This window comes from Kitasatospora sp. NPDC005748 (genome assembly GCF_040630735.1).
Classification (GTDB): domain Bacteria; phylum Actinomycetota; class Actinomycetes; order Streptomycetales; family Streptomycetaceae; genus Kitasatospora.
Genome location: NZ_JBEXYD010000054.1, coordinates 32,449 through 54,801, shown reverse-complemented (window position 1 = coordinate 54,801; position 22,353 = coordinate 32,449). Strand labels below are relative to the sequence as shown.

At 73.1% G+C, this 22,353-nt stretch carries 16 protein-coding genes, 1 pseudogene and 1 riboswitch; of the genes and pseudogenes, 3 read left to right on the top strand and 14 right to left on the bottom strand.

Annotated elements, in window-relative coordinates; all coding sequences use genetic code 11:
• The coding region (locus tag ABZ495_RS29100) for an FtsX-like permease family protein (RefSeq protein ID WP_359838840.1) at positions 1-2,556 on the top strand (2,556 nt) is incomplete at its 5' end.
• Positions 2,557-2,756: 200 nt separating this feature from the next.
• Here the strand turns inward: ABZ495_RS29100 and ABZ495_RS29095 are convergent.
• From ABZ495_RS29095 to ABZ495_RS29065, 7 genes are all read right to left on the bottom strand, one after another.
• Complete coding sequence (locus ABZ495_RS29095; protein WP_329489347.1) at positions 2,757-4,130, bottom strand: FAD-dependent oxidoreductase; 1,374 nt, start codon at positions 4,128-4,130, stop codon at positions 2,757-2,759.
• A 428-nt stretch (positions 4,131-4,558) separates the two neighbouring features.
• Positions 4,559-5,500, bottom strand: a complete 942-nt coding sequence (locus ABZ495_RS29090) for a Ppx/GppA phosphatase family protein (RefSeq protein ID WP_329489346.1) — start codon at positions 5,498-5,500, stop codon at positions 4,559-4,561.
• A complete protein-coding gene (locus tag ABZ495_RS29085; RefSeq protein WP_329489345.1) occupies positions 5,497-6,144 on the bottom strand; it encodes a DUF501 domain-containing protein in 648 nt (215 codons plus the stop codon). The genes ABZ495_RS29090 and ABZ495_RS29085 overlap by 4 nt, the downstream gene beginning before the upstream one ends.
• Positions 6,134-6,619 (bottom strand): septum formation initiator family protein, encoded by a 486-nt coding sequence (locus ABZ495_RS29080; RefSeq protein WP_359838838.1) that lies wholly within the window; start codon positions 6,617-6,619, stop codon positions 6,134-6,136. Before ABZ495_RS29080 ends, ABZ495_RS29085 begins: the two co-directional genes overlap by 11 nt.
• Before the next feature lie 143 nt (positions 6,620-6,762).
• Complete coding sequence (gene eno, locus ABZ495_RS29075) at positions 6,763-8,049, bottom strand: phosphopyruvate hydratase (protein ID WP_329489343.1); 1,287 nt, start codon at positions 8,047-8,049, stop codon at positions 6,763-6,765.
• A 255-nt stretch (positions 8,050-8,304) separates the two neighbouring features.
• Entirely contained in the window at positions 8,305-9,219 is a 915-nt protein-coding gene (locus ABZ495_RS29070; RefSeq protein WP_359838837.1) for a transglycosylase family protein, read from the bottom strand.
• Positions 9,220-9,223: 4 nt separating this feature from the next.
• A riboswitch (cyclic di-AMP (ydaO/yuaA leader) is annotated at positions 9,224-9,396 on the bottom strand.
• Positions 9,397-9,670: 274 nt separating this feature from the next.
• On the bottom strand, positions 9,671-10,945 hold the full coding sequence (locus ABZ495_RS29065; protein ID WP_329489341.1) for a cytochrome P450: 1,275 nt from the start codon (positions 10,943-10,945) through the stop codon (positions 9,671-9,673).
• 158 nt (positions 10,946-11,103) lie between these two features.
• On the opposite strand from ABZ495_RS29065, the gene ABZ495_RS29060 reads away from it, so the two are divergent.
• On the top strand, positions 11,104-11,538 hold the full coding sequence (locus ABZ495_RS29060; protein WP_359809271.1) for an SDR family NAD(P)-dependent oxidoreductase: 435 nt from the start codon (positions 11,104-11,106) through the stop codon (positions 11,536-11,538).
• Between the two features lie 136 nt (positions 11,539-11,674).
• Here the strand turns inward: ABZ495_RS29060 and ABZ495_RS29055 are convergent, their stop codons facing one another.
• From ABZ495_RS29055 to ABZ495_RS29045, 3 genes are all read right to left on the bottom strand, one after another.
• On the bottom strand, positions 11,675-12,694 hold the full coding sequence (locus ABZ495_RS29055; protein WP_329489339.1) for a MazG family protein: 1,020 nt from the start codon (positions 12,692-12,694) through the stop codon (positions 11,675-11,677).
• Positions 12,695-13,331: 637 nt separating this feature from the next.
• Positions 13,332-13,925, bottom strand: coding sequence for a hypothetical protein (locus ABZ495_RS29050; RefSeq protein ID WP_359809269.1), 594 nt, complete (start codon positions 13,923-13,925; stop codon positions 13,332-13,334).
• A gap of 442 nt (positions 13,926-14,367) precedes the next feature.
• Positions 14,368-14,535: a hypothetical protein gene (locus tag ABZ495_RS29045; protein WP_329492413.1), complete on the bottom strand. Its 168-nt coding sequence runs from the start codon at positions 14,533-14,535 to the stop codon at positions 14,368-14,370.
• On the opposite strand from ABZ495_RS29045, the pseudogene ABZ495_RS29040 reads away from it, so the two are divergent.
• A pseudogene (locus tag ABZ495_RS29040) lies at positions 14,471-14,872 on the top strand (phosphatase PAP2 family protein); the annotation flags it as partial. The gene ABZ495_RS29045 and the pseudogene ABZ495_RS29040 overlap by 65 nt on opposite strands.
• A gap of 93 nt (positions 14,873-14,965) precedes the next feature.
• On the opposite strand, the gene ABZ495_RS29035 reads toward ABZ495_RS29040, so the two are convergent.
• From ABZ495_RS29035 to mfd, 4 genes are all read right to left on the bottom strand, one after another.
• Complete coding sequence (locus ABZ495_RS29035) at positions 14,966-15,691, bottom strand: response regulator transcription factor (RefSeq protein WP_359809267.1); 726 nt, start codon at positions 15,689-15,691, stop codon at positions 14,966-14,968.
• Between the two features lie 7 nt (positions 15,692-15,698).
• Positions 15,699-17,153, bottom strand: coding sequence for a histidine kinase (locus ABZ495_RS29030; protein ID WP_359838835.1), 1,455 nt, complete (start codon positions 17,151-17,153; stop codon positions 15,699-15,701).
• 369 nt (positions 17,154-17,522) lie between these two features.
• Complete coding sequence (locus tag ABZ495_RS29025; RefSeq protein WP_359838833.1) at positions 17,523-18,134, bottom strand: hypothetical protein; 612 nt, start codon at positions 18,132-18,134, stop codon at positions 17,523-17,525.
• Between the two features lie 208 nt (positions 18,135-18,342).
• On the bottom strand, positions 18,343-21,972 hold the full coding sequence (gene mfd / locus ABZ495_RS29020; RefSeq protein WP_359838831.1) for a transcription-repair coupling factor: 3,630 nt from the start codon (positions 21,970-21,972) through the stop codon (positions 18,343-18,345).
• Between the last annotated feature and the right edge of the window lie 381 nt (positions 21,973-22,353).

The window sequence follows — 22,353 nt, the reverse complement described above, 5'->3', positions numbered from 1 at the left end:
TACCGCACCGCACTGCGCAACGTGCTGGCCCACAAGGGCCGACTCCTGATGACGGCCCTCGCCGTCATGCTCGGCACCGCCTTCGTCGCCGGCACCATGGTCTTCTCCGACACCTTCGGCAAGGCCATGCAGGACAGCAACTCCAAGAGCTACTCCGACGTGTCGGTCCAGATCGTCGACCGGTCGGCCGGCTCCTCCGCCTCCGCCCGGGAGAAGAGCGAGACGAGCGCGGCCACCCTGACCGACGCCACCGTCCAGCAACTCGGCGCGCTCCCCGGGGCCGCCTCGGCCCGCGGCGTGGTCAGCGGCTTCACCGGCGTCGCCGACCGGAGCGGCGACCTGATCGGCCAGGCCTGGACCGCCAAGGGCGCCAACTTCGCGCCCGGCGCGGACGGCAAGGACGTCCGCTACCCGATGGCGGAGGGTCAGGGACCGAAGAAGGCCCAGGAGATCGCCCTCGACCGCAGGACCGCCGAGAAGGGCGGCTACAAGGTCGGCGACACCGTCCGGATCGCCTCCAACGGCCCGGTCGCCGAGGCGAAGCTCACCGGCGTCTTCACCACCGACGACCCGGTGGTGAACACCGGCGGCACGCTCACCCTGTTCGACCGCGCCACCGCCCAGCAGCTGCTGCTGGAGCCGGGCCGCTACAGCAGCGTCGTACTCGCCGCCAAGCCCGGCACCACGGAGGCCGCGCTGCTCGCCGAGGCCCAGCAGAAGCTCCCGGCCGGCCGGCAGTTCGACGCCGAGACCGGTCAGCAGCTCAAGGACGACGAGCAGAAGATGATCACGAGCAGCACCGACGGCATGCGGACCATGCTGCTCGCCTTCGCCGGGATCTCACTCTTCGTCGGCATCTTCATCATCGCCAACACCTTCACCATGCTGGTCGCCCAGCGCACCAAGGAGCTCGCCCTGCTGCGGGCGATCGGCGCCAGCCGCAAGCAGGTCACCCTGTCCGTGCTGATCGAGGCCCTGGTGATCGGCGCCCTCTCGGCCGCGGCCGGCCTGGTGGTCGGCATCGCGATCGGCGCCGGGCTGCAGTCCGCCGTCCACTCGCTGAACGACGGCCTGCCCACCGGCGCGCTGGTGGTCAAGCCGCTGACCGTGATGGTCACCCTGGTGGTCGGCGTCCTGGTCACCGTCCTCTCCGCGCTGCTGCCCGGGCTCCGCGCCTCGCGGATCGCCCCGGTGGCCGCGATGAGCAGCGGCGACCAGCCGACCAGTCAGAAGAGCCTGCTGGTCCGCAACATCATCGGATCGATCCTCACCGCGGGCGGTGGCGCGCTGGTCGCCTACGGCGCCTCCACCGGCAACGGCGACGGCCGCGCACCGGTCGCCCTCGGCGCCGGGCTCGCCCTGATCGGCGTCTTCATCCTGCTGCCGCTGCTCTCCCGGCCGGTGATCGCCCTGGTCGGCCCGGTGCTCGGCAAGCTGGCCGGTACGCCCGGCAAGCTCGCCCGGCAGAACGCGGTGCGCAACCCGCGCCGCACCGCCGCCACCGCCGCCGCCCTCACCATCGGTCTGACCCTGGTCACCGGCCTGACGGTGATCGGCGCCTCGGTCGGCGGAGCCCTCGACAAGGCCGTCACCAGCTCGATGAAGGCCGACTACCTGATCTCGACCGCGAACGACATGAGCCTGTCGCCGAAGGTCCCCGCCGAGGTCGCCAAGACCGCCGGAGTGACGGCCTCCTCGCCGCTCACCACCGTCTACTGGGACCTGAACGGCACGAACAAGTCGATCAGCGGCCTGGACGCGGACAGCTTCGACCAGCTCGTCTCCGTCAAGCTGACCAGCGGATCCACCGCGGGCTTCGCCCAGGGCCAGGCCCTGATCGACACGGACGTCGCCAAGAAGAACAACGTCACCACCGGCTCGACCCTGACCGTCACCTACCCGGACCAGTCCACGGGCCGGCTGACCGTCGGCGGTGTCTACGAGTCGGGCGGCATGCTCGGCCCGGTGGTGCTGGCCAACAGCGAGATCGTCAAGCACGAGCCCACGCCGTACATCAGCGACGTCCTGGTCAAGGGCGCCGACGGTGCCACCGACTCGCTCAAGAAGGCGCTCAAGGACGCCACCGGCGCCAACCCGGTGATCGAGGTCAAGTCCAAGCAGGACGTCCGCGACGACTTCAGCCAGATCATCACCATCGCGCTGAACATGATGTACGGCCTGCTGGCGATGTCCGTGCTGGTCGCGGTCCTCGGTGTGGTCAACACGCTGGCCATGTCGGTCTTCGAGCGCAAGCGCGAGATCGGGATGCTGCGGGCGATCGGCCTGGACCGCAGCGGCATCAAGCGGATGGTCCGCCTGGAGTCGGTGGTGATCTCGGTCTTCGGTGCCGGCATCGGCGTGCTGCTCGGCTGCTACACGGCCTGGGGGATCCTCGGCACCCTGAAGTCCAGCATGGCGGGCCTGACCACGGCGCTCCCCTACGGCCAGCTGCTGCTCTTCCTCGTGCTCGCCGGCCTGGTCGGCCTGGTGGCCGCGATCTGGCCGGCCCGCCGGGCGTCCAAGCTGGACATCCTGGAGAGCATCAAGACCGACTGACCCACCGGCGCCGGGCACCGCACCGGCGCCGGACACGGAAAGACCCCCACCGGAGGGTTCGGTGGGGGTCTTTCGCTACTTCTGTACTCCGCCCGGTCGCACGGCCGGCTGAGCACCACGGAGGTCGTGGTCCGGCGACGCTGCCGGGCGGAGGGCCTCCGACTCATTTCCCGGTGCTCCCACACCGGGATCTCAGTCGCTTACTTGCTGCTGGCGAGTTCCTTGTCGGCGGCCGGCTTGGCGGCCTCGACCGGCTTCGGCGCGGGCGCCGCGGCCTCCTGGAACGCCTCGAACGGCTTCTCCATCTGGGCCAGGCCGACGGCCTCGCGCTTCAGGAAGACCGCCAGCGTCCAGTCGGTGAAGACGCGGACCTTGCGGTTCATGGTCGGGACCATGGCGCCGTGGTACAGGCGGTGGAACCACCAGGCCGGACGGCCCTTCAGCTTGTACTTGCCGAAGAGGATCGCCACACCCTTGTGCAGGCCGAGACCGGCCACCGCACCGAGGTTCTTGTGCTTGTACTCGGCCTGCGGGAAGCCGCGCATGCCCGAGATCACGTTGTCGCCGAGGACGGCGGCCTGCCGGACGGCGTGCTGCGCGTTCGGCGGGCACCAGGCGCCCTCGCCCGCGGCGAGGTCCGGCACCTGGGCGTTGTCGCCGGCGGACCAGACGTAGTCGAAGCCCTTGACCTGCAGGGTCGGGGCGGTGTCCACGTGGCCGCGCGGGCCCAGCGGGAGGCCGAAGTTGGCCAGCACCGGGTTGGGCTTGACGCCCGCCGTCCACACGATGGTGGAGGCGTCCGCCTCGACGCCGTTCTTCAGCACGACGTGCTGGTCGACGCAGGAGTCCATCGAGGTCTCGATGTAGATCTCGATGTTGCGCTCTTCGAGCTTCTCCTTGGTCCACAGACCGAGGTCCGGGCCCATCTCCGGGAGGATGCGGTTGGCCGCCTCCACCAGGATGAAGCGCATGTCGTCACGGCTGACGGTCTTGTAGATCTTGGCGGCGTCGCGCGCCATGTCCTCGATCTCGGCGATCGTCTCGACACCGGCGAAGCCACCGCCGACGACGACGAAGGTCAGCGCCTTGCGGCGGATCGCCTCGTCCGTGGTGGACTCGGCCTTGTCCAGCTGCGCCATGACGTGGTTCCGGAGGCTGATGGCCTCCTCGACCGTCTTCATGCCGATGCCGTGCTCCGCCAGACCCGGGATCGGGAAGGTCCGGGAGACCGAGCCGGTCGCGACGACCAGGTACTCGAAGGGCAGCTCGTACGAGTCGCCGGCCGCCGGCTGGATGGTGGCGACCTTGCGGGCGTGGTCCACACCGGTGACAGCACCGGTGAGCACCTCCGCCTTCTTGAGGGCGCTGCGCAGCGGCGCGACGAGGTTGCGGGGCGCGACGTTGCCGCCGGCCGCCTCGGGGAGGAAGGGCAGGTACGTCATGTACGACCGCGGGTCGACGACCGTGACGGTCGCTTCGCCATAGCGCATCTTCTTGAGGATGCGCATCGCGGCATACAGGCCGACGTAACCACCGCCGACAATGAGGATGCGAGGACGCTCCGTGGTGCTCATATCCGAAAGTATCCAGCACCGTCCGGAGCAGCCTTCGTGAGGCCGGTCACAAGCTCCTGGACACCCTGTGCTACACTTCGCGGCCACTTTCTCGGCCCTGGGGAGCTGTCTCACAGCCCTCCCCGCCTCCCCGTGAGGCTATGGACCCGAACGGCCCTGCTGAGCAGCAACGATCCATGGCACGCCTGGGTTCCCGCGCGTGATTTCGATTTTCAAACCCGCACGGGGGCGTTACCTGCGATCCAGCGGGCGACACGACGGACAGGCCTTCGGTCCCACATTTCGGACGTAGCGGACCGGTCAGCGCGACGAATGGCTGGATCGCCATGTGAAGAAATTCACGAACTTTCTCGCAGGGCCTCGGGCGCGCCCCGGCCCCGGACCCCCCGAAGGGGTTCCGGGGCCGGGTCGGTAAGCCACGCACCGGGCTAGGAGGCGATACTCCAGGCGATGCCGTCCAGGATGTCGTGCTCGCTCACGACCAGCTCGGCGGCGCCGGTCCGCTCCATGATCTCCAGCAGCTCCAGCGCGCCGGCCGCGATGACGTCCACCCGGCCCGGGTGCATCGACGGGATGGCCGCACGCTCGGCGTGGGTGGCGGCGAGCAGCTCGGAAGCGATCCGGGCCACGTCCTCGCGGGTGATCCGCGAGTGGTGGATCCGCTCGGAGTCGTACCCGGGCAGGTCCTGGACGATCGCCGACACCGTGGTGACCGTCCCGGCCAGACCGACCAGCGTCGCCGCACCGGTCAGCGGGACGACCTCCTCGGCCTTGTCCAGCTCGGCCCGGACGTGCGCCCGCGCCTCGGCGACCTGCTCCGCCGAGGGCAGCTCGGCGCCGCCGAAGTGCCGCTCGGTCAGCCGGACACAGCCGATGTCGACCGAGCGGGCGGCCCGGACGTCCTCGGCGCCGAGCACGAACTCGGTGGAGCCGCCGCCGAGGTCGAAGACCAGGTACGGCGCCGGGAACTGTCCGCCGGTGAGCTCCTTGGTGGCGCCGACGAAGGAGAGGTGCGCCTCCTCCTCGCCGCTCACCACCTCGGGCCCGACGCCCAGGATGTCGCGCACGCCCTTGGCGTACTCGTCACTGTTCTCGGCGTCCCGCGAGGCGCTGGTGGCCACGAAGCGGATCCGCTCCGGGGCCACCCCGAAGCCGGCGATCACCTCGGCGTACTCGCGGCAGGCCGCGAAGGTGCGGGCCAGCGCGTCCGGGTGCAGCCGGCCGGTCCGGTCCACGCCCTGACCCAGCCGGTTGATCACCATCCGGCGGTCGAGGTCGGTGATCGCCCCGGTCTCCGGATCGAGGTCGGCGACCAGCAGGCGGATCGAGTTGGTACCGCAGTCGATCGCGGCGACCCGGGTGACACTCATGCGTCGGGCTCCTCGGCATTCTCCTGCGCGGCCCGCTTGGCGGCGCGTTCGGCGGCCTTCTGCTGCTTGGCGGCGATCACGGCCTCGTGGTCCTGCTGCTTGGCGCGGTTCCTCGCGACCCGCTCGCCGGCGGCCTCGACCTCGTCGGGGGAGACGCAGGGGCCCTTGGCCCACCAGTCCTCCAGCATGCCGATCGCCTCGTCGCCGAGCGGGTTGACGCCCTCGCCGGCCGCCAGCGAGTGGCCGACCAGCACGTGCAGGCACTTCACCCGGTCCGGCATGCCGCCGGCGCTGGGGAAGCCCTCCAGCACCTCGATGGCGTCGCGACGCGCGATGTAGTCCTCGTGCGCCTTCTGGTAGGCGGCGGCCAGCTCCGGGTCCTCGGCGAGCCGGGCGGTCTGCTCCTTCATCACGCCGTCCGCCTCCAGCGTGCCGATCAGCGAGGCGGCCTTGGGGCAGGTCAGGTAGTAGAGCGTCGGGAACGGCGTGCCGTCCGCGAGCCGGGGGGCCGTCTCCACGACGTCCGGGTTGCCGCAGGGGCAGCGGTGCGCCACCGAGCGCAGGCCGCGCGGGACCCGGCCGAGCTGTGCGGCGATGGCCGCGACGTCGGTGTCGGAGACGGAGGGGTGGTTCTCAGTGGTCATGGGGGGAGCTGGCTCCAGCAGGGGCAGGGGCGGGTGAAGAGGGCGGGGCGAGAGCGGCGGTGTCGGCGGCGTCCACCGAGTCCCAGACGCTCGCGTACCAGGGCTTGGCGGCCTTGGCCGCGCCGTCGGAGGGGGCGGGCGGGACGGCGGAGGACTGGGTGGCGCCCCGGCCCACCGGATCCACCGCGATGTACGGGGTCTCCCCCGGCATCGCGTAGTGCAGCCGGCTGCGGGCCTGCGCCTTGACGTACTCCGGGTCCTGCCAGCGGGTCTTCTCCCGGCGCAGCTGCTCGACCTGTTGCCGGGCGTGCTCGGCCTTCGCCCGCTGGGCGGAGATCTCGGAACGCTGGGAGATGAACTGCCTGGTCGGGTAGGCCAGGATCGCGACCAGGGAGCAGAGCACCAGGACGAGGACGGTCGCCCGGCTCGTGAAGCGAGGCCGGGCGGCAAAGCCCGGGATCCTCCAGCCTGCCATCTCCCGTGTCCCCTCCTGATCGCGACGGTGCCCCGCCGTCCACCCTACGGGGTGAACGGCGGGGCACCGGTCAGGCTTGCGCTACTGGGCGCGATCGGCCCTCGTGACGGGCCCGGGCCGACGACTGCTCGGCCGCGCGGTCACTACTCGGCGGAGCGGAAGCGCGGGAACGCGCCGCGGCCGGCGTACTCGGCCGCGTCGTCGAGGATCTCCTCGATGCGCAGCAGCTGGTTGTACTTGGCGACGCGCTCGGAGCGGGCCGGGGCGCCGGTCTTGATCTGGCCGCAGTTGGTGGCGACGGCGAGGTCGGCGATGGTGACGTCCTCGGTCTCACCGGAGCGGTGCGACATCATGCAGCGGTAGCCGTTGCGCTGGGCCAGCTCGACGGCGTCCAGGGTCTCGGTCAGCGAGCCGATCTGGTTCACCTTGACCAGCAGCGCGTTGGCGGTGCCGGTCTCGATGCCCTTGGCCAGGCGGGCCGGGTTGGTGACGAACAGGTCGTCGCCGACCAGCTGGACCTTGTCGCCCAGCTTGACGGTCATGGCCTTCCAGCCGTCCCAGTCCGACTCGTCCAGCGGGTCCTCGATGGAGACCAGCGGGTACGCGGCGACGAGCTCGGCGTAGTACTCGATGAGCTCGGCGGCGGAGAGCGCCTTGCCCTCGAACTGGTAGGCACCGTCCTGGTAGAACTCGGAGGCGGCGACGTCCAGGGCGAGCGCGATGTCCCGGCCGGGCACGTAACCGGCCTTCTGGATGGCCTCGGTGATGAGGTCCAGGGCCTCGCGGTTGCTGTCCAGGTTCGGCGCGAAGCCGCCCTCGTCGCCGAGGCCGGTGGACAGGCCGCGCTCCTTCAGCACGCCCTTGAGGGTGTGGTAGACCTCGACGCCCCAGCGGACGGCCTCGGAGAAGGACTCCGCGCCGATCGGAGCGATCATGAACTCCTGGATGTCGACGTTGGAGTCCGCGTGCGAGCCACCGTTGAGGATGTTCATCATCGGGACGGGCAGGACGTGGGCGTTCGGGCCGCCCAGGTAGCGGAACAGCGGCAGGTCGCTGGCCTCGGAGGCGGCGTGCGCCACGGCGAGCGAGACGCCCAGGATCGCGTTGGCGCCGAGCGAGGACTTGTCCGGCGTGGCGTCCAGGTCGAGCATGGCCTGGTCGATCAGGCGCTGCTCGGTGGCGTCGTAGCCGACCAGCTCGGGGCCGATCTGCTCGATGACGGCCAGGACGGCCTTCTCCACGCCCTTGCCGAAGTAGCGGTTCTTGTCACCGTCGCGAAGCTCCAGCGCCTCGAAGGCACCGGTGGAGGCACCCGACGGGACAGCGGCACGGCCGGTGCTGCCGTCGTCGAGGCCGACCTCGACCTCGACCGTGGGGTTGCCACGCGAGTCGAGAATCTCACGGGCTACGACGACATCGATGGACGGCACGAGGCATCTCCTAGCGGAAGCAGGTTCGGCTGACGATGGGTGCTGTCGGCCGGATGGTTGCGGAGTCGTTACGACCAGAGCCTAACCGCACGGGCTCCCGGGACCACGTCGACCTCGGTCCCGTCTCAGCGTGTGGCCGGGCTACCCACCGGTAGTTCACCTGGTTGTCCCACGAAATGCGGCCGGATGCGGACGAAGGGGGCCGAACCGGCCCCCTTCGTGGCGTCACCGCACGGGGAGTCACCACACGGGCGGTCAGCCGAGGTCGAGCTGCTGGCCCGGGAGGATCAGGTTGGGGTCGGTGCCGACGGTGCCGCGGTTGCCGTCGTACAGCGTCTGCCAGCCGCCCTCGACGCCCTGGGCGGCGGCGATCGTCGACAGGGTGTCACCGGACTGGACGGTGTAGCCGTGCCCGGTGCGCTGCTGGGCGGCGGGAGCGGCCGCGGCCGGGGCGCCGTGGGCGGCGGCGGGGCGGCTGTCCTGGCCCGCGTACCCGCTCGTCTGCTGGGCGGCCTGCTGACCGGCGTACTGCTGGTAGACGCTCTGGTGGCTGGTCCAGTACCAGGCGCCGTCACTCTGGTACCAGAAGACCTTCGCGTCGGCGTCCCAGCCGGGCTGGCCGGCGAAGCCCGGAGCCCGGTCGTCCTGCTGGGCGGGCTGCTGGGCGGCGGGCTTCGGGGCCTGCTGCTGGGCCGGCTTCTGGGCGGGCTTCTGCGCCGGCTTCGACTGGGCCGGCTTGGCGGCGGCCGTCGGCTCGGCGTCCGAGGAGGTGTCGACCGAGGCCGCGGCCCCACCCTTGGCCAGGCCCGCCTTCTGGGAGCAGACCGGCCAGGCGCCCGGCCCCTGCGAGGCGAGGACCTTCTCGGCGACCGAGATCTGCTGCGCCCGGCTGGCCTGGTGGGCCTGCGGCGCGTACGAGGTGCCGCCGAACGCCTTCCAGGTGCTGGAGGTGAACTGGAGGCCGCCGTAGAAGCCGTTGCCGGTGTTGATGCCCCAGTTGCCGCCGCTCTCGCACTGGGCGACCGCGTCCCAGGTCGAGGCCGGGGCGGCCGAAGCGCCGGTGGCGGTGAGGAGCGGCAGGGCGAGTCCGACACCGGCCACGCCGGCAACGGCGATGGCCTTCTCGGTCTGGGTGCGACGACGGTGACGGCCGGTTCCGACGAAGAGCATGGGGAAGTCCTCTCCGCACGCCTGCGAGGTGAGCTGTCGGGTTCGGACCGGGAGGTGGCCCGGCCGCACGACGCGGACGCCTTCTGCCCGCGCGGGCGGCTTCACCCCAAGCCGTGGGGGACGGCAACAAACCTGGTTCCCCCGCCCCTGCCCAAGGGTTCTGGTCGGTTTCCCGTAACGCGGCGGGCAGGATTCGGCGTTCCGCGCACGAGGTCCGCAGCTGCGAACTCCAGGGAGGGTAGACAGATCCTCACATCAATAACAAGCTCATATCGCAGGTATCACACATAAATTACGGCGCGTGGCCGATCGCCTACCAACGACAGGGCTATGTCCGGTTTGATGCAGATTCATACCCGCTGCCAGAGCGTGTCGGCGACATCCCGTCAGCGTGTCGGGGTCTCGGCGCGACGAGATCGAGGCACCGCCGGGGGGCGCCGGACGGATTTGCTCAGAGCCCGTCCACCGGTGCCGCGGAGGGCTTCTCTGGGGTGAATTCCACCGGGAGATCGCGCAGCCCACGCATGATCAGGCCACCACGCCAGCGGAGCTCCTCCGGGCTAGCGGCGAGTCGCAGATCGGGCAACCGGGTGAGCAGGGTGGTGAGCGCCGCGCGCCCCTCCAACCGGGCCAGCGGAGCACCGATGCAGTAGTGGATGCCGTGCCCGAAGCCGAGGTGCGGGTTGTCCGTCCGGGCCAGGTCGAGGGTGTTCTCGTCGGCGAACCGTGCCGGGTCCCGGTCCGCCGCCGCGAGCACCACCAGCACCGGATCGCCGACCGGGATGTCCACGCCGCCGATGGTCAGCGGGCTGGTCGCGAACCGCCAGGTGGCGAGCTCCACCGGCCCGTCGTAGCGCAGGAGTTCCTCGATACCGGTCTCCAGCAGCGCGGTCTCGCCGCGGGCGATCGAGTCCTGGAGCAGCGCCCGCTGCCCGGGGTTGCGCAGCAGGGCGTAGGTGCCATTGCCGATCAGGTTCACGGTCGTCTCGAACCCGGCGAAGAGGAGGATGAAGGCCATCGCCGCGGCCTCGTTCTCGGTCAGGTGCTCACCGTGGTCGCTTGCCCGGATCAGCCCCGAGATGAGGTCGTCGCCGGGATCGGCCCGCTTGCGGTGGATCAGCTCCGCCAGGTAGGCGCGCATCCGCTTGACGGCGCGTCCCACCCCGCCGCGCTGCCCGCTGCCATGGCGGATCATCATGCCCGCCCAGTCCCGGAAGTCGTCCTGGTCCTCGGCCGGCACGCCGAGCAGGTCGCAGATCGCGTAGATCGGCAGCGGGAAGGCGAACTCGTGGATCAGGTCCGCCGAGCCGCGCTCCGCGAAGCCGTCGATCAGCCGGTCGGTGAGCTGCTGCACCCGGGGCTCGAACTCCGCCACCCGGCGCGGCGTGAACGCCTTCGAGACCAGCCGGCGCAGCCGGGTGTGGTCCGGCGGGTCGATGTTCAGCAGGTGGGTCATCAGATTGGCCTGGCGCTCGCCGGGGATGCCGACCCGGCCGCTGCGGTGGGCGTGCCCGCTGTGGTGGGCCGGGTCCTTCGAGAGCCGGCTGTCGGCGAGCGCCTGCCGGGCGTCCGCGTACCTGGTCACCAGCCAGGCCTCGACCCCGCTCGGCAGGGTGGTGCGGTGCACCGGTTCGTGCTCCCGCAGCCACGCGTACGCCGGGTACGGGTCGGCGGCGAACTCCCAGGTGAAGAGCGGCGGGCGGGCTGAATCGGGCTGAACTGGCATGTGTCGACCGTATCCGGTGGGGAACCCCGGCGTGGCAGGCGTGAGCCTGGTCACCTGAGGGGTAATCCCTGTTGCGGAGGGTCAGGACCTGCCTACGATCCTCCGCAAGCAAAATGCGTGGGCGCCGGTGCGGAGCCGCCCACAGGGAGGAGCGCACCATGCGGGTCACCGGGGCAGTCGTGGTCATCGCCGTACTCGCCGGCGGGTCGGGAGCCGGCCTCGCCCGCCGGTTCACCGCCGCGGGCGCCTCCGGCGTCCTCATCGCCGACCAGCAGGTCGGCATCGCCGAGGACCTCGCCACCGAACTCGACCGGCCGGGCTGCCCGGTCGTCGGCGTCTGCGGCGACATCCGCCGCCCGAGCGACATCGCCGCCCTGGTCGACACCACCGAGAAGCACCTCGGCCCGATCGACCTGTTCTGCGTCGCCGGGCCGGGCGGCGAGCGCGTCCTCTCCCTCGCCGAGCTGCCGGACCACCTCGACCTGGAGCGGCTGGCCGAACTGCTCGCCCTGGTCGGCGAGGCGATCGCCGAGGTCGTCGACGAGGTGGTCCCGGTGCAGCGCCGGGCGGTGGAGGACGTGGCGGCGGTCTGACGGGGGGCGCGGCGGGTCGCGGCGCGGGCGGCGTGCCCGGGCGGCGGTCGCAGTGCGGGCGGCGTGCCCGGGCGCGGGTCTCGGCCCGGGCGTGCCCGGGCGCGGGTCTCGGGCGTGCTCCGGAGGCCGCTCGGGGCTACTCGGGCTTGAGCCCCTCGGCGGCGCGCACGGCGTCCCGGTAGCCGCGCGCGGCCGCCCGGAGCGCGGCGTCCACGTCCACCCCCGCGTCGAACGCCCGCTGCGCCACCGCGAGCAGCAGCCGGCCCGCCGACTCCGCCGTGAGCTCCGCGGGCAGCTCGTAGGCCGCGTCCGGCACACCGGTGAAGCCCGCCCGGCGCACCCGGGACACCAGCTTCGCCGCGTACGCCAGCGCGGGAAGACCGGCCGGCACGCCGTCCAGCACCGACTCGCGCTCCGACTTCTCGGCGGCCTTCAGCGCCTCCCAGTTCGCCTCCACCTCGGCGGCGCCCTCGGCCTCGACATCCCCGAACACGTGCGGGTGGCGGTACATCAGCTTCTCGACGATGTCACCCGCCACGTCGTCGATGGAGAACGCGTCGGTGGGGTGCTCCTCGGCGATCCGGGAGTGGAAGAAGACCTGGAGCAGGACGTCGCCCAGCTCCTCGCGGAGCGTGTCGCGGTCCCCCTCCTCGATCGCCTCGACCAGCTCGAAGGACTCCTCCACCAGGTACTTCACCAGGCTGGCGTGGGTCTGCTCGGCGTCCCAGGGGCAGCCGCCGGGCGAGCGAAGGCGGTCCATCACCGAGACCAGGTCCAGCAGCCGCGCGCCCGGCAGGTCGTACGAACCGGGCAGCACCTCGATCTCGGGCACCTCGCCCGCGTGCTCGACCGCGAGGCGCGCCAGCGCGTCGGTGAGCCCGGGGTCGCCGTCCGGGCTGCCCAGCCAGACCGTCGGCCCCGAGGCGGCCGGCTGTCCGGTCAGCAGCCGGGCGAGCGCGGGCGCCGAACCGGGCGCCACCACCTCCACCTCGACCCCGGCCTGCCGCACCGCCGGCAGCTGCGGGTGCGCGGCGTCCCCGGCGAGCACCCGCCCGGCCGACCGCAGCGCCTCCCAGGCGGGCCAGGCCAGCAGGCCGGGAGCCACCCGGTGGGTGGTGGTGAGCAGGATCAGCTTCGCGCCCGGAAGATTCGTCACACCCCGAACCTACCCGGCCCCGGTGAGCCCCCGCCTCCACGTTTCGCCCGGCCAGGGGGACGGCGGGGCCGGGTGCCGGTCAGGCCGCGTACCGGGTATCGCCCGGCCAGGGGGCGGGTGCCGGTCAGGGTCCGGCACCGCACTCCGCCCGACCCGACGGGCGACAGGCACCAGCGCCCGAGGCGGCGGGACCACGGCACCGGACCGGCCCCACCGCCGCACTCCGCCCGCCCCCGAGGGCGAGGCTGGCCCGGGTGTCGGCCGCGCCCCACCGCCCTCCGCCCGACCCGGAAGACGACCTCGGGGTACGTGCCGGCCCGCCGCCCCGCACCGCCTGATGCACCCGACACAGAGGGGCAGCGGCAGGCCCCGGTGCCGGTCCGGCTCCGCCCCCTCGGTCGAAGGACGGCGGCAGGCCCATGGGTCCCCACCCCTCCCGTTCGGCCGCAGCGGCGCGGGCCGGTCGCGCGGCACGGAGTGAGAAGTCGACCGGTCCGACTTCCCGTGCCGTCGAACCTGAGGGCCAGCCGGCATGGGCCCCCGCCCGCCCCGTGCGGCCGCAGGGGCGCGTACCGGTCGCGGCGCGCGGAGTGGGAAGTCGGCCGGTCCGACTTCCTGTGCTCGTCGGGCCTGAGGGTCAGCCGGCCAGCCAGGGCGGGGTGTCGGGGAGGAGGGCGACCCGGTCGGCGTTCCAGGTGCCGTAGCGGGGGTTGACGCGCAGGTGGAGGGCGGCTTCGGCCAGGGCGAGGCGGACGGTGTGGTCGCCCGCCGGGGTGGCGGCGTCCTGGCCCGTGGCGGCGGCGAGGCGGCGGATGCTCAGCTCGCGACGGAAGTAGTCGTCGACCCCGGGACCGGCGACACCCCGGGCGGCCAGGACGCGGGCGAGCGGGCCGGCACCGCCGTACCGGTCCTGCGCCGCCGTCCGCGCCGCCGCCACCTCCGCACCGCCCACCGCGAGCCCGCGGTCGGCCAATGCGCGGGCGACGACCGCGTCGAGCACCAGGTCCGCGACGGCCCGTCGTACCAGTCCGTCCGGCGGCCGGCGGGCGTCCGCGGAGGCGCCGCCGGCCACCTCGCGCAGCTCCGCGACCCGGGCCTCGACGGCCGCCACCGGGATCCGCCGGCCGTCCAGCACGGCCGCCGTGCCCGGCGTCAGCCCGTCGGCCCCGCAGGCGGCCAGCGTCGGGACGGCGAGCAGGGCGCCGACGACGACGGCGGTCCGACGGTGCATGGCTGGTCTCCGGGGTGGGGGCGGCAGGCGTTCGGAGGCGCCTTCCCGCGAGCGGCCGGACGGTGTCCCGAGGGTAGGGCGGCCCGGCCCCCTCGGCGCGGACCGTGCCCCGAACGGCTCACCCCGCGTGCGGCGTCAACCCCGACGATCGTCCAGGTCTCCCTCTGCCTTTCGACCCGGGCCCCGGTCCCCCGGCCACCCCTACCGTCCTGACCATGACGAACAGGGCCAGGAAGAGAGCGGTCAGGACGAGGACGGTCGAGGCGGACGCGGTCGGGGCCGGAAGGGTCGGGGCGAGCAGGGCGACCGGCACCCGGGTGGCGGTAGCGGTGGCGGTGCTCGGCGCGGGCACCGCCGTGGTCGGGTGGCTGGCACCGACAGGCGGTGGGCGGGCCGGGCACGGCGGGCCGGTACGGGTGACCGGCGGCGCGTCCGCCGACGGCTACCGGCGGGTGGCCGATGTCGTCGTCGACGCGCCGCACCGGCTCGCCTCGCTGCTGGAGCCCGCCAGCGAGGCGGGGTTGCTGGTGCTCGGGCTGCTGCTGGTGCTCTGCTGGTGGACGGCCCGGGGCCGACGCGCCGCCGACGCGGTCGCGGGGGTCGCGCTCACCGGCCTCGGTACCGTCCTCGCCTACGGGGCGAGCGAGGTGCTGAAGGTCGGTGTCGACGAGGAGCGGCCCTGCCGCGCCCTGCCCGACGCGCTGCCCGACGCCCTGTCGGCACACCCCGTCGTCGCGCACTGCCCGCCGCCGGGCGACTGGTCCTTCCCCAGCAACCACGCGACCCTGGCCGCCGCCCTGGCGACCGGTCTGGTCCTGCTGCGGCCGCGCTGGGCCCTGTTGGTCGTCCCGGTCGGGGTCGCGACGGCCGCGCTGCGGGTGGCCGCCGGGGTGCACTATCCGCACGACGTGGTCGCCGGGGCCGTTCTCGGCGGGGCGATCACGGCGGCGGTGGTCGTCGCGCTCCTGCCGCTCGCCACGGCGGCGGTGGCATCGCCGGTCGGGATACGGGTGCTGGGCCCGCTGGCGGCGGCGCGGCCGTCAGGCGCGCGGACCGCCCGCGCACGTTCCGCCGGTGGTCAGGCCGGCCTCGTGGGCGAGGACGGCGGCGGCCGCCCGGTTGGCCACTCCGAGCCGCGCCAGGACGGAGCTCACATGGGCTTTCACGGTGCCCTCCACCACCCCGATCCGGCGGGCGATCTGCCCGTTGGACAGTCCGGCGGCGATCAGCGTCAGCACCTCCCGCTCCCGGGTGGTCAGCGCGGCCACCTGTTCAAGCGCGGCGGAACGGCGGTCGGCCGGCCCGCCGGCTCCGGTGGCGGCGAGGTGGGCGACCACGCGCGCGGCCACCTTGGGTGAGAGGTAGGCGGCGCCGTCCGCCACCGCCCGCACCCCGGCGATCAGTTCCTCCGGCTCACCCGACTTGATCAGGAACCCGTTGGCGCCACCGCCGAGGGCCCGCAGGATGAAGTCGTCCTCGCCGAAGGTCGTCAGCATGACGATCCCGGTGGTCGAGCCGGAGCGGCGGATCTCGGCGGCGGCGGTGATGCCGTCCGTGCCGGGCATCCGGATGTCCAGCACCACGACATCGGGGCGGTGGCGGCGGACCAGCTCGACGGCCTCCCGGCCGTCCCCGGTCTCGGCGACGATCTCGATCCCCGGATCGGTGGTGAGCACGGCGCGGACGCCGGCCCGGACCATCGGCTCGTCGTCGGCGATCACCACCCGGATCGGTGTACCGGCGGCGGCCCGCTCGCCGCCGCTCATCCGGCGCTCACGCGATCAACGCTTCCAAGGAGATCAGTACGTCCCGTTGGAAGCAGAGCCGGTACGCATCGCCGGAACGGTCGTCGTCGAACGGCTCGGCGGTGATCGCGTAGTACTCGCACGTCACTCCTTCTCCCCGGGGTGGCGGGTTCCCCACGGACGGATGGTACGGAAACTGATGGGCAGGCAGAAACCGCTGGACCGTCGCCCGGTCCTGACCGATCCGCAGCGACGCGTAGTCCGCCGGCTCCAGCACGGCGCGGCCGGCGGTGTAGATCGTCCACCCCCGCAGGACGGCGGTCAGCGACAGCACGGTGACCAGTGGCACCAGTACGGTCGCCGCCATCATCCGGCCCACCCGGCGGCGGGCGCGGCTGAGTTCACGGATGGGGGAGACCGGGGCGGGCCCGGGCGGCGGAGTGACGGCGGCGCCGGCGCGCGGCAGCTGGGCGAGCACCTCGAACCCGCCGCCCTCGGCGCGCGGCCCGTACCGGAAGGTGCCGCCGGCCAGTCTGACCCGCTCGGCCAGACCGATCAGCCCACGGCCGCCCGCGTTCGGTGCTGCCGGTGCTGCCGGTGCTGCTGCAGGACCCACCGGTGGCGGCCCGTTCACCACCTGGACGCGGACGCCCTCCGGCGTGTGGGCGACCCGCACGCCGACCCTCGCCTGAGGGGCGTGCTTGGCCGCGTTGGTCAGCGCCTCCTGGGTCACCCGGTACACGGCGTGCTCCACCGCGCGCGGCAGAGCGTCCGCCGGGCCCGTCATCGTCAGGCGGACGTGCAGACCGGCGGCGGCCGCCTCCTCCACCAGGTGGGCGACCCCCGCGTCGGCGGGGCCCCGGGCGGCCTCGCCCGCCGCGTCCGTCTCCTCCCGGAGGATGCCGATCACCTCGGCAAGGCGTTCCACGGCCGCTCCGGCGCCCTTGCGGATCTCCTGGGCCGCCTCCCGGTGCGCCGGGGCGAGGTCGGGTGCCAGCTTCAGGGCACCGGCCCGCAGGGCGATCAGGCTCAGGTCATGACCGAGGGCGTCGTGCATGTCCTGGGCGATCCGGGCCCGCTCCCGCAGCCGGGCCTGCTCCGCCACCAGTTGCTGCTCGCGCTCCAGCCGCTCCGCCCGCTCCCAGCCGGCCCGGACCAGTTCCTGGGACTGCCGCCAGAACCGGCCCGCCATCCAGGGCGCCATGCCCGCGCAGACCACCAGCGAGAGGAAGGACGTCCCCGGGACCATCCAGGCCGGTACCGCCAGTGCCACCGTCACCCCGCCCGCCACGACCGCGGCCAGCACCGTCACGGCCCACCGCACGCGATCCGTCCGCCACCCGGCCAGGAACGCCGTGGCGATCGCGGGCAGCGCCCACCAGATGCTCACCGCGCACGCCCCCGCGGCCACCGCCGTACCCACCAGCAGCGCCCCGTCGAGCCACCCGCTCCACCTGCTCCACCACTCACCGTTCACCCTCACGGCCACGACACTAGGAGGCGGGCAGCAGCACCGAATCTGCCGAAAGTCATACCCGGCCCAGGCGAGCCGACCCGGCGGGCCACGCTGCTCGCCCGACTCACGCTGCACGCGCGCAGGAAGTCGGACCCGCCGACTCTCTGCTCCAGCTCAACGGGCCGGCGGCCAGGGAGCGGTGTGCGGGTCGCGGGGTGTGGGGGTGTTGGCCGATCTTCTCGGTGAAGCGGTAACGACCGCCGATCACCCTGGCCGCGGTCACCCCGGCGGCACGCACGGCCGGCCGTCCTCACGGGCCTGACGGCGCAGCAGTTCACCCAGCTCGCGTGGCTCCTCCCCGGTCGCGGGCGCGGTCCCGGGCCGGACCGGGGTCGACTACGGGGCCGGGTACCCGTAGCCGGGCGCGGGCGGCGGGGTCGGGGTCCCGAAAGGCGGGCCGTACCCGGAGACCGGTGCCTGCGGGTAGGCCGGCCCGGACACGGGCGGTCCGTACGGTGCGGCGGGCGACGGGTAGTACGCCGCCACGGCGGGCGCCTTCGGCCGGCCCGCCTCCCAGACCGCGCGCAGGTCCATCGCCAGGAAGTGCAGCGGTGCGCCGAGCCACATCAGCACCATGGCCACCATGCCGACGGTGTCCGCAGTGGGCGCGTCGCCGGTGCCGCCGGCCACGCCCGCGCAGACCAGGTAGGTGAGGAAGAGTGCGGCGAACACCGCCGCACCGAGGATGTCGTACGCCCGGCGGCGGCGGACCGCCAGCAGCAGCGAGGGGATCATGCCGAGCAGGCCGACCGTCACCAGCGGCGTGAGGACGCACAGCACCCGGCCGAGCACCCCGTAGGGGCCGGCCGCCTCCCCGGGCCGCCGGGCCGGACCGGGCGGCGGCGGAGCGGGGTACGGCACCGTGCCCGGCGCCCCGCCGTGGGGCAGGCCACCGGGGAACGCGCCGCCGGGCGGTGGTCCGAACTGCCCGGGGTACTGCCCTGACATGTGCGCTCCTGAGCGGGTGAGGACGGCGGTCGGCCGCGGCACGGACGAACCCCGCACACCGTACCGTCCGGCACCGACCCGCCGGCGGGCTTCGCGGGCCCCGGTCCCAGGGCGAGGAGTCAGGAACGAGGATCCGCGGCACGGCAGAGAGCGGCGGCCCCCGGCGCATCGCCCGGGACCGCCGCCGCACATCCGCCGGAGCGGGCCGCTACTTCTTCGACCCCGCCAGGTCGTCGAACATCGCGGACAGGAACTCACGGCACCAGCCGAGCAGTTCCCGCCCGACCAGCGGCTTGCCACCGATCCGCCCGGTGGACGGCCGCGGCACCAGCAACTGCTGGGCGGCCGCCTTCACCTGGCTGCGCGGGTAGAGCCGGTTCAGCCGCAGCTGCTGCGACTCGCGCAGCTCCACCGGCCCGAACCGGACGTTGGCGCCGGCCAGCGTGATGTCCGCGATGCCGCACCGGCGGGCGTACAGCCGCAGCGCGGCCACCAGCAGCAGGTTCTCCACCGGCTCGGGCAACTTGCCGTACCGGTCGACCAGTTCGTCCCGGACCTGCTGGATGTCCTGCTCCGAGTTGACCGCCGCGATCGAGCGGTACGCCTGCAGCCGCAGCCGCTCGCCCGGCGCGTAGTCGTGCGGCACGTGGGCGTCCACCGGCAGCTCGATCTTGACCTCCAGCGGCTCCTCCTCCGGCTCGCCGCCGCCGGACAGCGACTCCCGGAACTCGGCCACCGCCTCGCCGACCATCCGCATGTAGAGGTCGAAGCCGACGCCCGCGATGTGCCCGGACTGCTCGCCGCCGAGCAGGTTGCCGGCGCCGCGGATCTCCAGGTCCTTCATTGCCACGTACATACCGGCGCCCATCTCGGTGTGCTGGGCGATGGTGGCCAGCCGCTCGTGCGCCGTCTCGGTCAGCGGCTTCTCCGGCGGGTACAGCATGTACGCGTAGCCGCGCTCGCGCCCCCGGCCGACCCGGCCGCGCAGCTGGTGCAGCTGGGAGAGCCCGAAGGTGTCACCGCGCTCGACGATCAGGGTGTTGGCGTTGGAGATGTCGATGCCCGACTCGACGATCGTGGTCGACACCAGGACGTCGAACTCCTTCTCCCAGAAGTCGACGACCACCTTCTCCAGCGCGGTCTCCCCCATCTGCCCGTGCGCGGTGGCGATCCGCGCCTCGGGGACGAGGTCCCTCAGCCGGGCCGCCGCCTTGTCGATCGACTCGACCCGGTTGTGGATGTAGAAGACCTGGCCCTCGCGCAGGAGTTCACGCCGGATGGCGGCCGAGATCTGCTTCTCGTCGTAGGGGCCGACGAAGGTCAGCACCGGGTGCCGCTCCTCCGGCGGGGTGGTGATGGTGGACATCTCCCGGATGCCGGTGACCGCCATCTCCAGGGTGCGCGGGATCGGCGTGGCGGACATCGTCAGCACGTCCACGTTGGCCCGCAGCTTCTTCAGCTGCTCCTTGTGCTCGACGCCGAAGCGCTGCTCCTCGTCGACGATGACCAGGCCGAGGTCCTTGAAGCGGGTCTCCGAGGAGAACAGCCGGTGGGTACCGATGACGACGTCCACCGAGCCCTCGAACAGGCCCTCCAGCACGGCCTTCGCCTCGCTGTCGGTCTGGAAGCGGGAGAGCGCCTTCACCGTCACGGGGAAGTTGGCGTACCGCTCGGCGAAGGTCGAGAAGTGCTGCTGCACCAGCAGCGTGGTCGGCACCAGCACCGCCACCTGCTTGCCGTCCTGGACGGCCTTGAAAGCCGCCCGCACCGCGATCTCGGTCTTGCCGTAGCCGACGTCGCCGCAGATCAGCCGGTCCATCGGGACGGACTTCTCCATGTCCGACTTGACCTCGGCGATGGTGGTCAGCTGGTCGGGCGTCTCCGCGTAGGGGAAGGCGTCCTCCAGCTCGCGCTGCCACGGGGTGTCCGGGCCGAAGGTGTGGCCGGGCGCGGCCATCCGGGCGGAGTACAGCTTGATCAGGTCGGCGGCGATCTCCTTGACCGCCTTCTTGGCCCGCTGCTTGGTCTTCGCCCAGTCCGCGCCGCCGAGGCGGTGCAGCGTGGGGGCCTCGCCGCCGACGTACTTGGTGACCTGGTCCAGCTGGTCGGTCGGCACGAACAGCCGGTCGCCGGGGTGGCCGCGCTTGGCCGGCGCGTACTCCAGCACCAGGTACTCGCGGGTGGCCCCCTGCACCGTGCGCTGCACCATCTCGACGTAGCGGCCGACGCCGTGCGCCTCGTGGACGACGTAGTCGCCGGCCGCCAGTGCCAGTGGGTCGATCGCGTTGCGGCGCCGGGAGGGCATCCGGCGCATGTCCTTGGTGGAGGACTTCTGCCCGGAGAGGTCCGTCTCGGTGATGACGGTGAGCTTGAGCGCCTCGTCGACGAAGCCGTGCTCGATCGAGCCGCAGGAGACGTAGACGACGTCCCTGGTCGGCGCCTCGCCGAGGTCGGCGACCAGCCGGGCTGGGATGCCCTCGTTGCCGAGCACCTCCGCGAGCCGGGAGGCCGGGCCGTGGCCCTCCGTCACCATGACCACCCGCCAGTCGGCGGCCAGCCGCTCCTTGGCGTCGGCGATGGCCCGGGCGGTGTCGCCCCGGTACGCCTCCACCGCGTGCATGCCCAGGGTCAGGGTGTTGACGTCGAACTCCAGCACCTCGCTGATGCTGGACTCGCTGGTCGCGAAGGGGCTGACCGACCACCAGGGGAGCCCGATCTCGGCGGCGTGCTCGCGCACCTCCGCGAGCGAGCGCAGCGAGGCGGCCGAGACGTCGATCGCCTCCAGGTCGATCGGCCGGTCCCCGCCGGCGGCGGCCGCCACCCAGGAGGCGTGCAGGAACTCCTGGCTGGTCGCCACCAGGTCGGCCGCCCGGGTGCGGACCCGCTCCGGGTCGCAGACCACGGCCACCGATCCGAGCGGGAGCACGTCCATCAGCAGTTCCATGTCGTCCACCAGGACGGGCGCCAGCGACTCCATGCCCTCGACCGCGATGCCCTCGGCGATCTTGTCCAGGATCTCGGCCAGCCCCGGCTGCTGGGCGGACAGCTCGGCGGCCCGCGCCCGCACCTCGTCGGTCAGCAGCAGCTCACGGCAGGGCGGCGCCCAGAGGCCGTGCTCGGCGATCTCCAGCGAGCGCTGGTCGGCGACCTTGAAGTACCGGATCTCCTCGACGTCGTCGCCCCAGAACTCCACCCGCAGCGGGTGCTCCTCGGTCGGCGGGAAGACGTCCAGGATGCCGCCGCGGACGGCGAACTCGCCGCGCTTCTCGACCAGTTCGACCCGGGCGTAGGCGGCTGCCGACAACCGCCGGGCCACCGCCTCCAGATCGTGCGACTCACCGCGCAGGACGGCCACCGGCTCCAGCTCGGCCAGCCCCTTGACCTGCGGCTGGAGCACCGAGCGGACGGGGGCCACGATCACCTGCACCGGTCCGGCCGCCGGGTCGTCCGCCCGCGGGTGCACGATCCGGCGCAGCACCGCCAGTCGGCGGCCGACCGTGTCCGAGCGCGGCGAGAGCCGCTCGTGCGGGAGCGTCTCCCAGGCCGGGTACTCGGCGACCGTGTCGGGCGGCAGCAGCGAGCGGAGCGAGGCGGCGAGGTCCTCGGCCTCCCGGCCGGTCGCCGTGACGGCCAGCAACGGGCGGCCGCGCTCCCCGGCCGACTGCGCGGCCATCGCGCGGGCCAGCGCGGCGATGGCGAACGGCCTGGCGGCGGGCGGGCCGACCAGGTCCAGGTGGTGGCGAGCGCCGGCCGCGGTACCGATCGCGGTCGCGGCCTCGATCGCCTCGGCGAGCGCCGCGTCCCGCGCGACGACATCGAGCAGTCCGGTCAGGCTCATCAGGAGTCTCTTCTTCGTGCCGTGGCTGGTGCCGCCCGGGCGGCACCAGCCTGCCGGGGCAACGCGAACGGCCCGGCGCGCCGAGCGGCCGGGGGTCTCCAGCCTACGCCGCAGGGCCGACACGCACGCGGCGCACGGGCCCGGCGGGGCCGCGGGACGGAATGCGGCGGGCGCGGGGCCGGACCGGGCCGGCGCCCGGACGGGGACGAAGCACCGGCCGCACGCTGCGGCTCCGCCTCCGCGATCCGCCACGAACTGGACATACTCCTGTCACTGCCCGTCCATGGAGATCGCGCACCATGGTGACTGTGCCCGCCGCACCCAACCGTGGGGGATGGCTGCGGAGGGCACAGTCGCACACCCGATGGGGGTCGGGGGTGC

Coding starts and splice junctions, on each gene's coding strand:
- ABZ495_RS29090 (WP_329489346.1), bottom strand. CDS start 5,500: ATGAGTGTCACCCGGGTCGCCGCGATCGACTGCGGTACCAACTCGATC.
- ABZ495_RS29095 (WP_329489347.1), bottom strand. CDS start 4,130: ATGAGCACCACGGAGCGTCCTCGCATCCTCATTGTCGGCGGTGGTTAC.
- ABZ495_RS29025 (WP_359838833.1), bottom strand. CDS start 18,134: ATGTCAGGGCAGTACCCCGGGCAGTTCGGACCACCGCCCGGCGGCGCG.
- ABZ495_RS29085 (WP_329489345.1), bottom strand. CDS start 6,144: ATGACCACTGAGAACCACCCCTCCGTCTCCGACACCGACGTCGCGGCC.
- ABZ495_RS29060 (WP_359809271.1), top strand. CDS start 11,104: ATGCGGGTCACCGGGGCAGTCGTGGTCATCGCCGTACTCGCCGGCGGG.
- ABZ495_RS29070 (WP_359838837.1), bottom strand. CDS start 9,219: ATGCTCTTCGTCGGAACCGGCCGTCACCGTCGTCGCACCCAGACCGAG.
- mfd (WP_359838831.1), bottom strand. CDS start 21,972: ATGAGCCTGACCGGACTGCTCGATGTCGTCGCGCGGGACGCGGCGCTC.
- ABZ495_RS29035 (WP_359809267.1), bottom strand. CDS start 15,691: ATGAGCGGCGGCGAGCGGGCCGCCGCCGGTACACCGATCCGGGTGGTG.
- ABZ495_RS29065 (WP_329489341.1), bottom strand. CDS start 10,945: ATGCCAGTTCAGCCCGATTCAGCCCGCCCGCCGCTCTTCACCTGGGAG.
- ABZ495_RS29050 (WP_359809269.1), bottom strand. CDS start 13,925: ATGCACCGTCGGACCGCCGTCGTCGTCGGCGCCCTGCTCGCCGTCCCG.
- ABZ495_RS29080 (WP_359838838.1), bottom strand. CDS start 6,619: ATGGCAGGCTGGAGGATCCCGGGCTTTGCCGCCCGGCCTCGCTTCACG.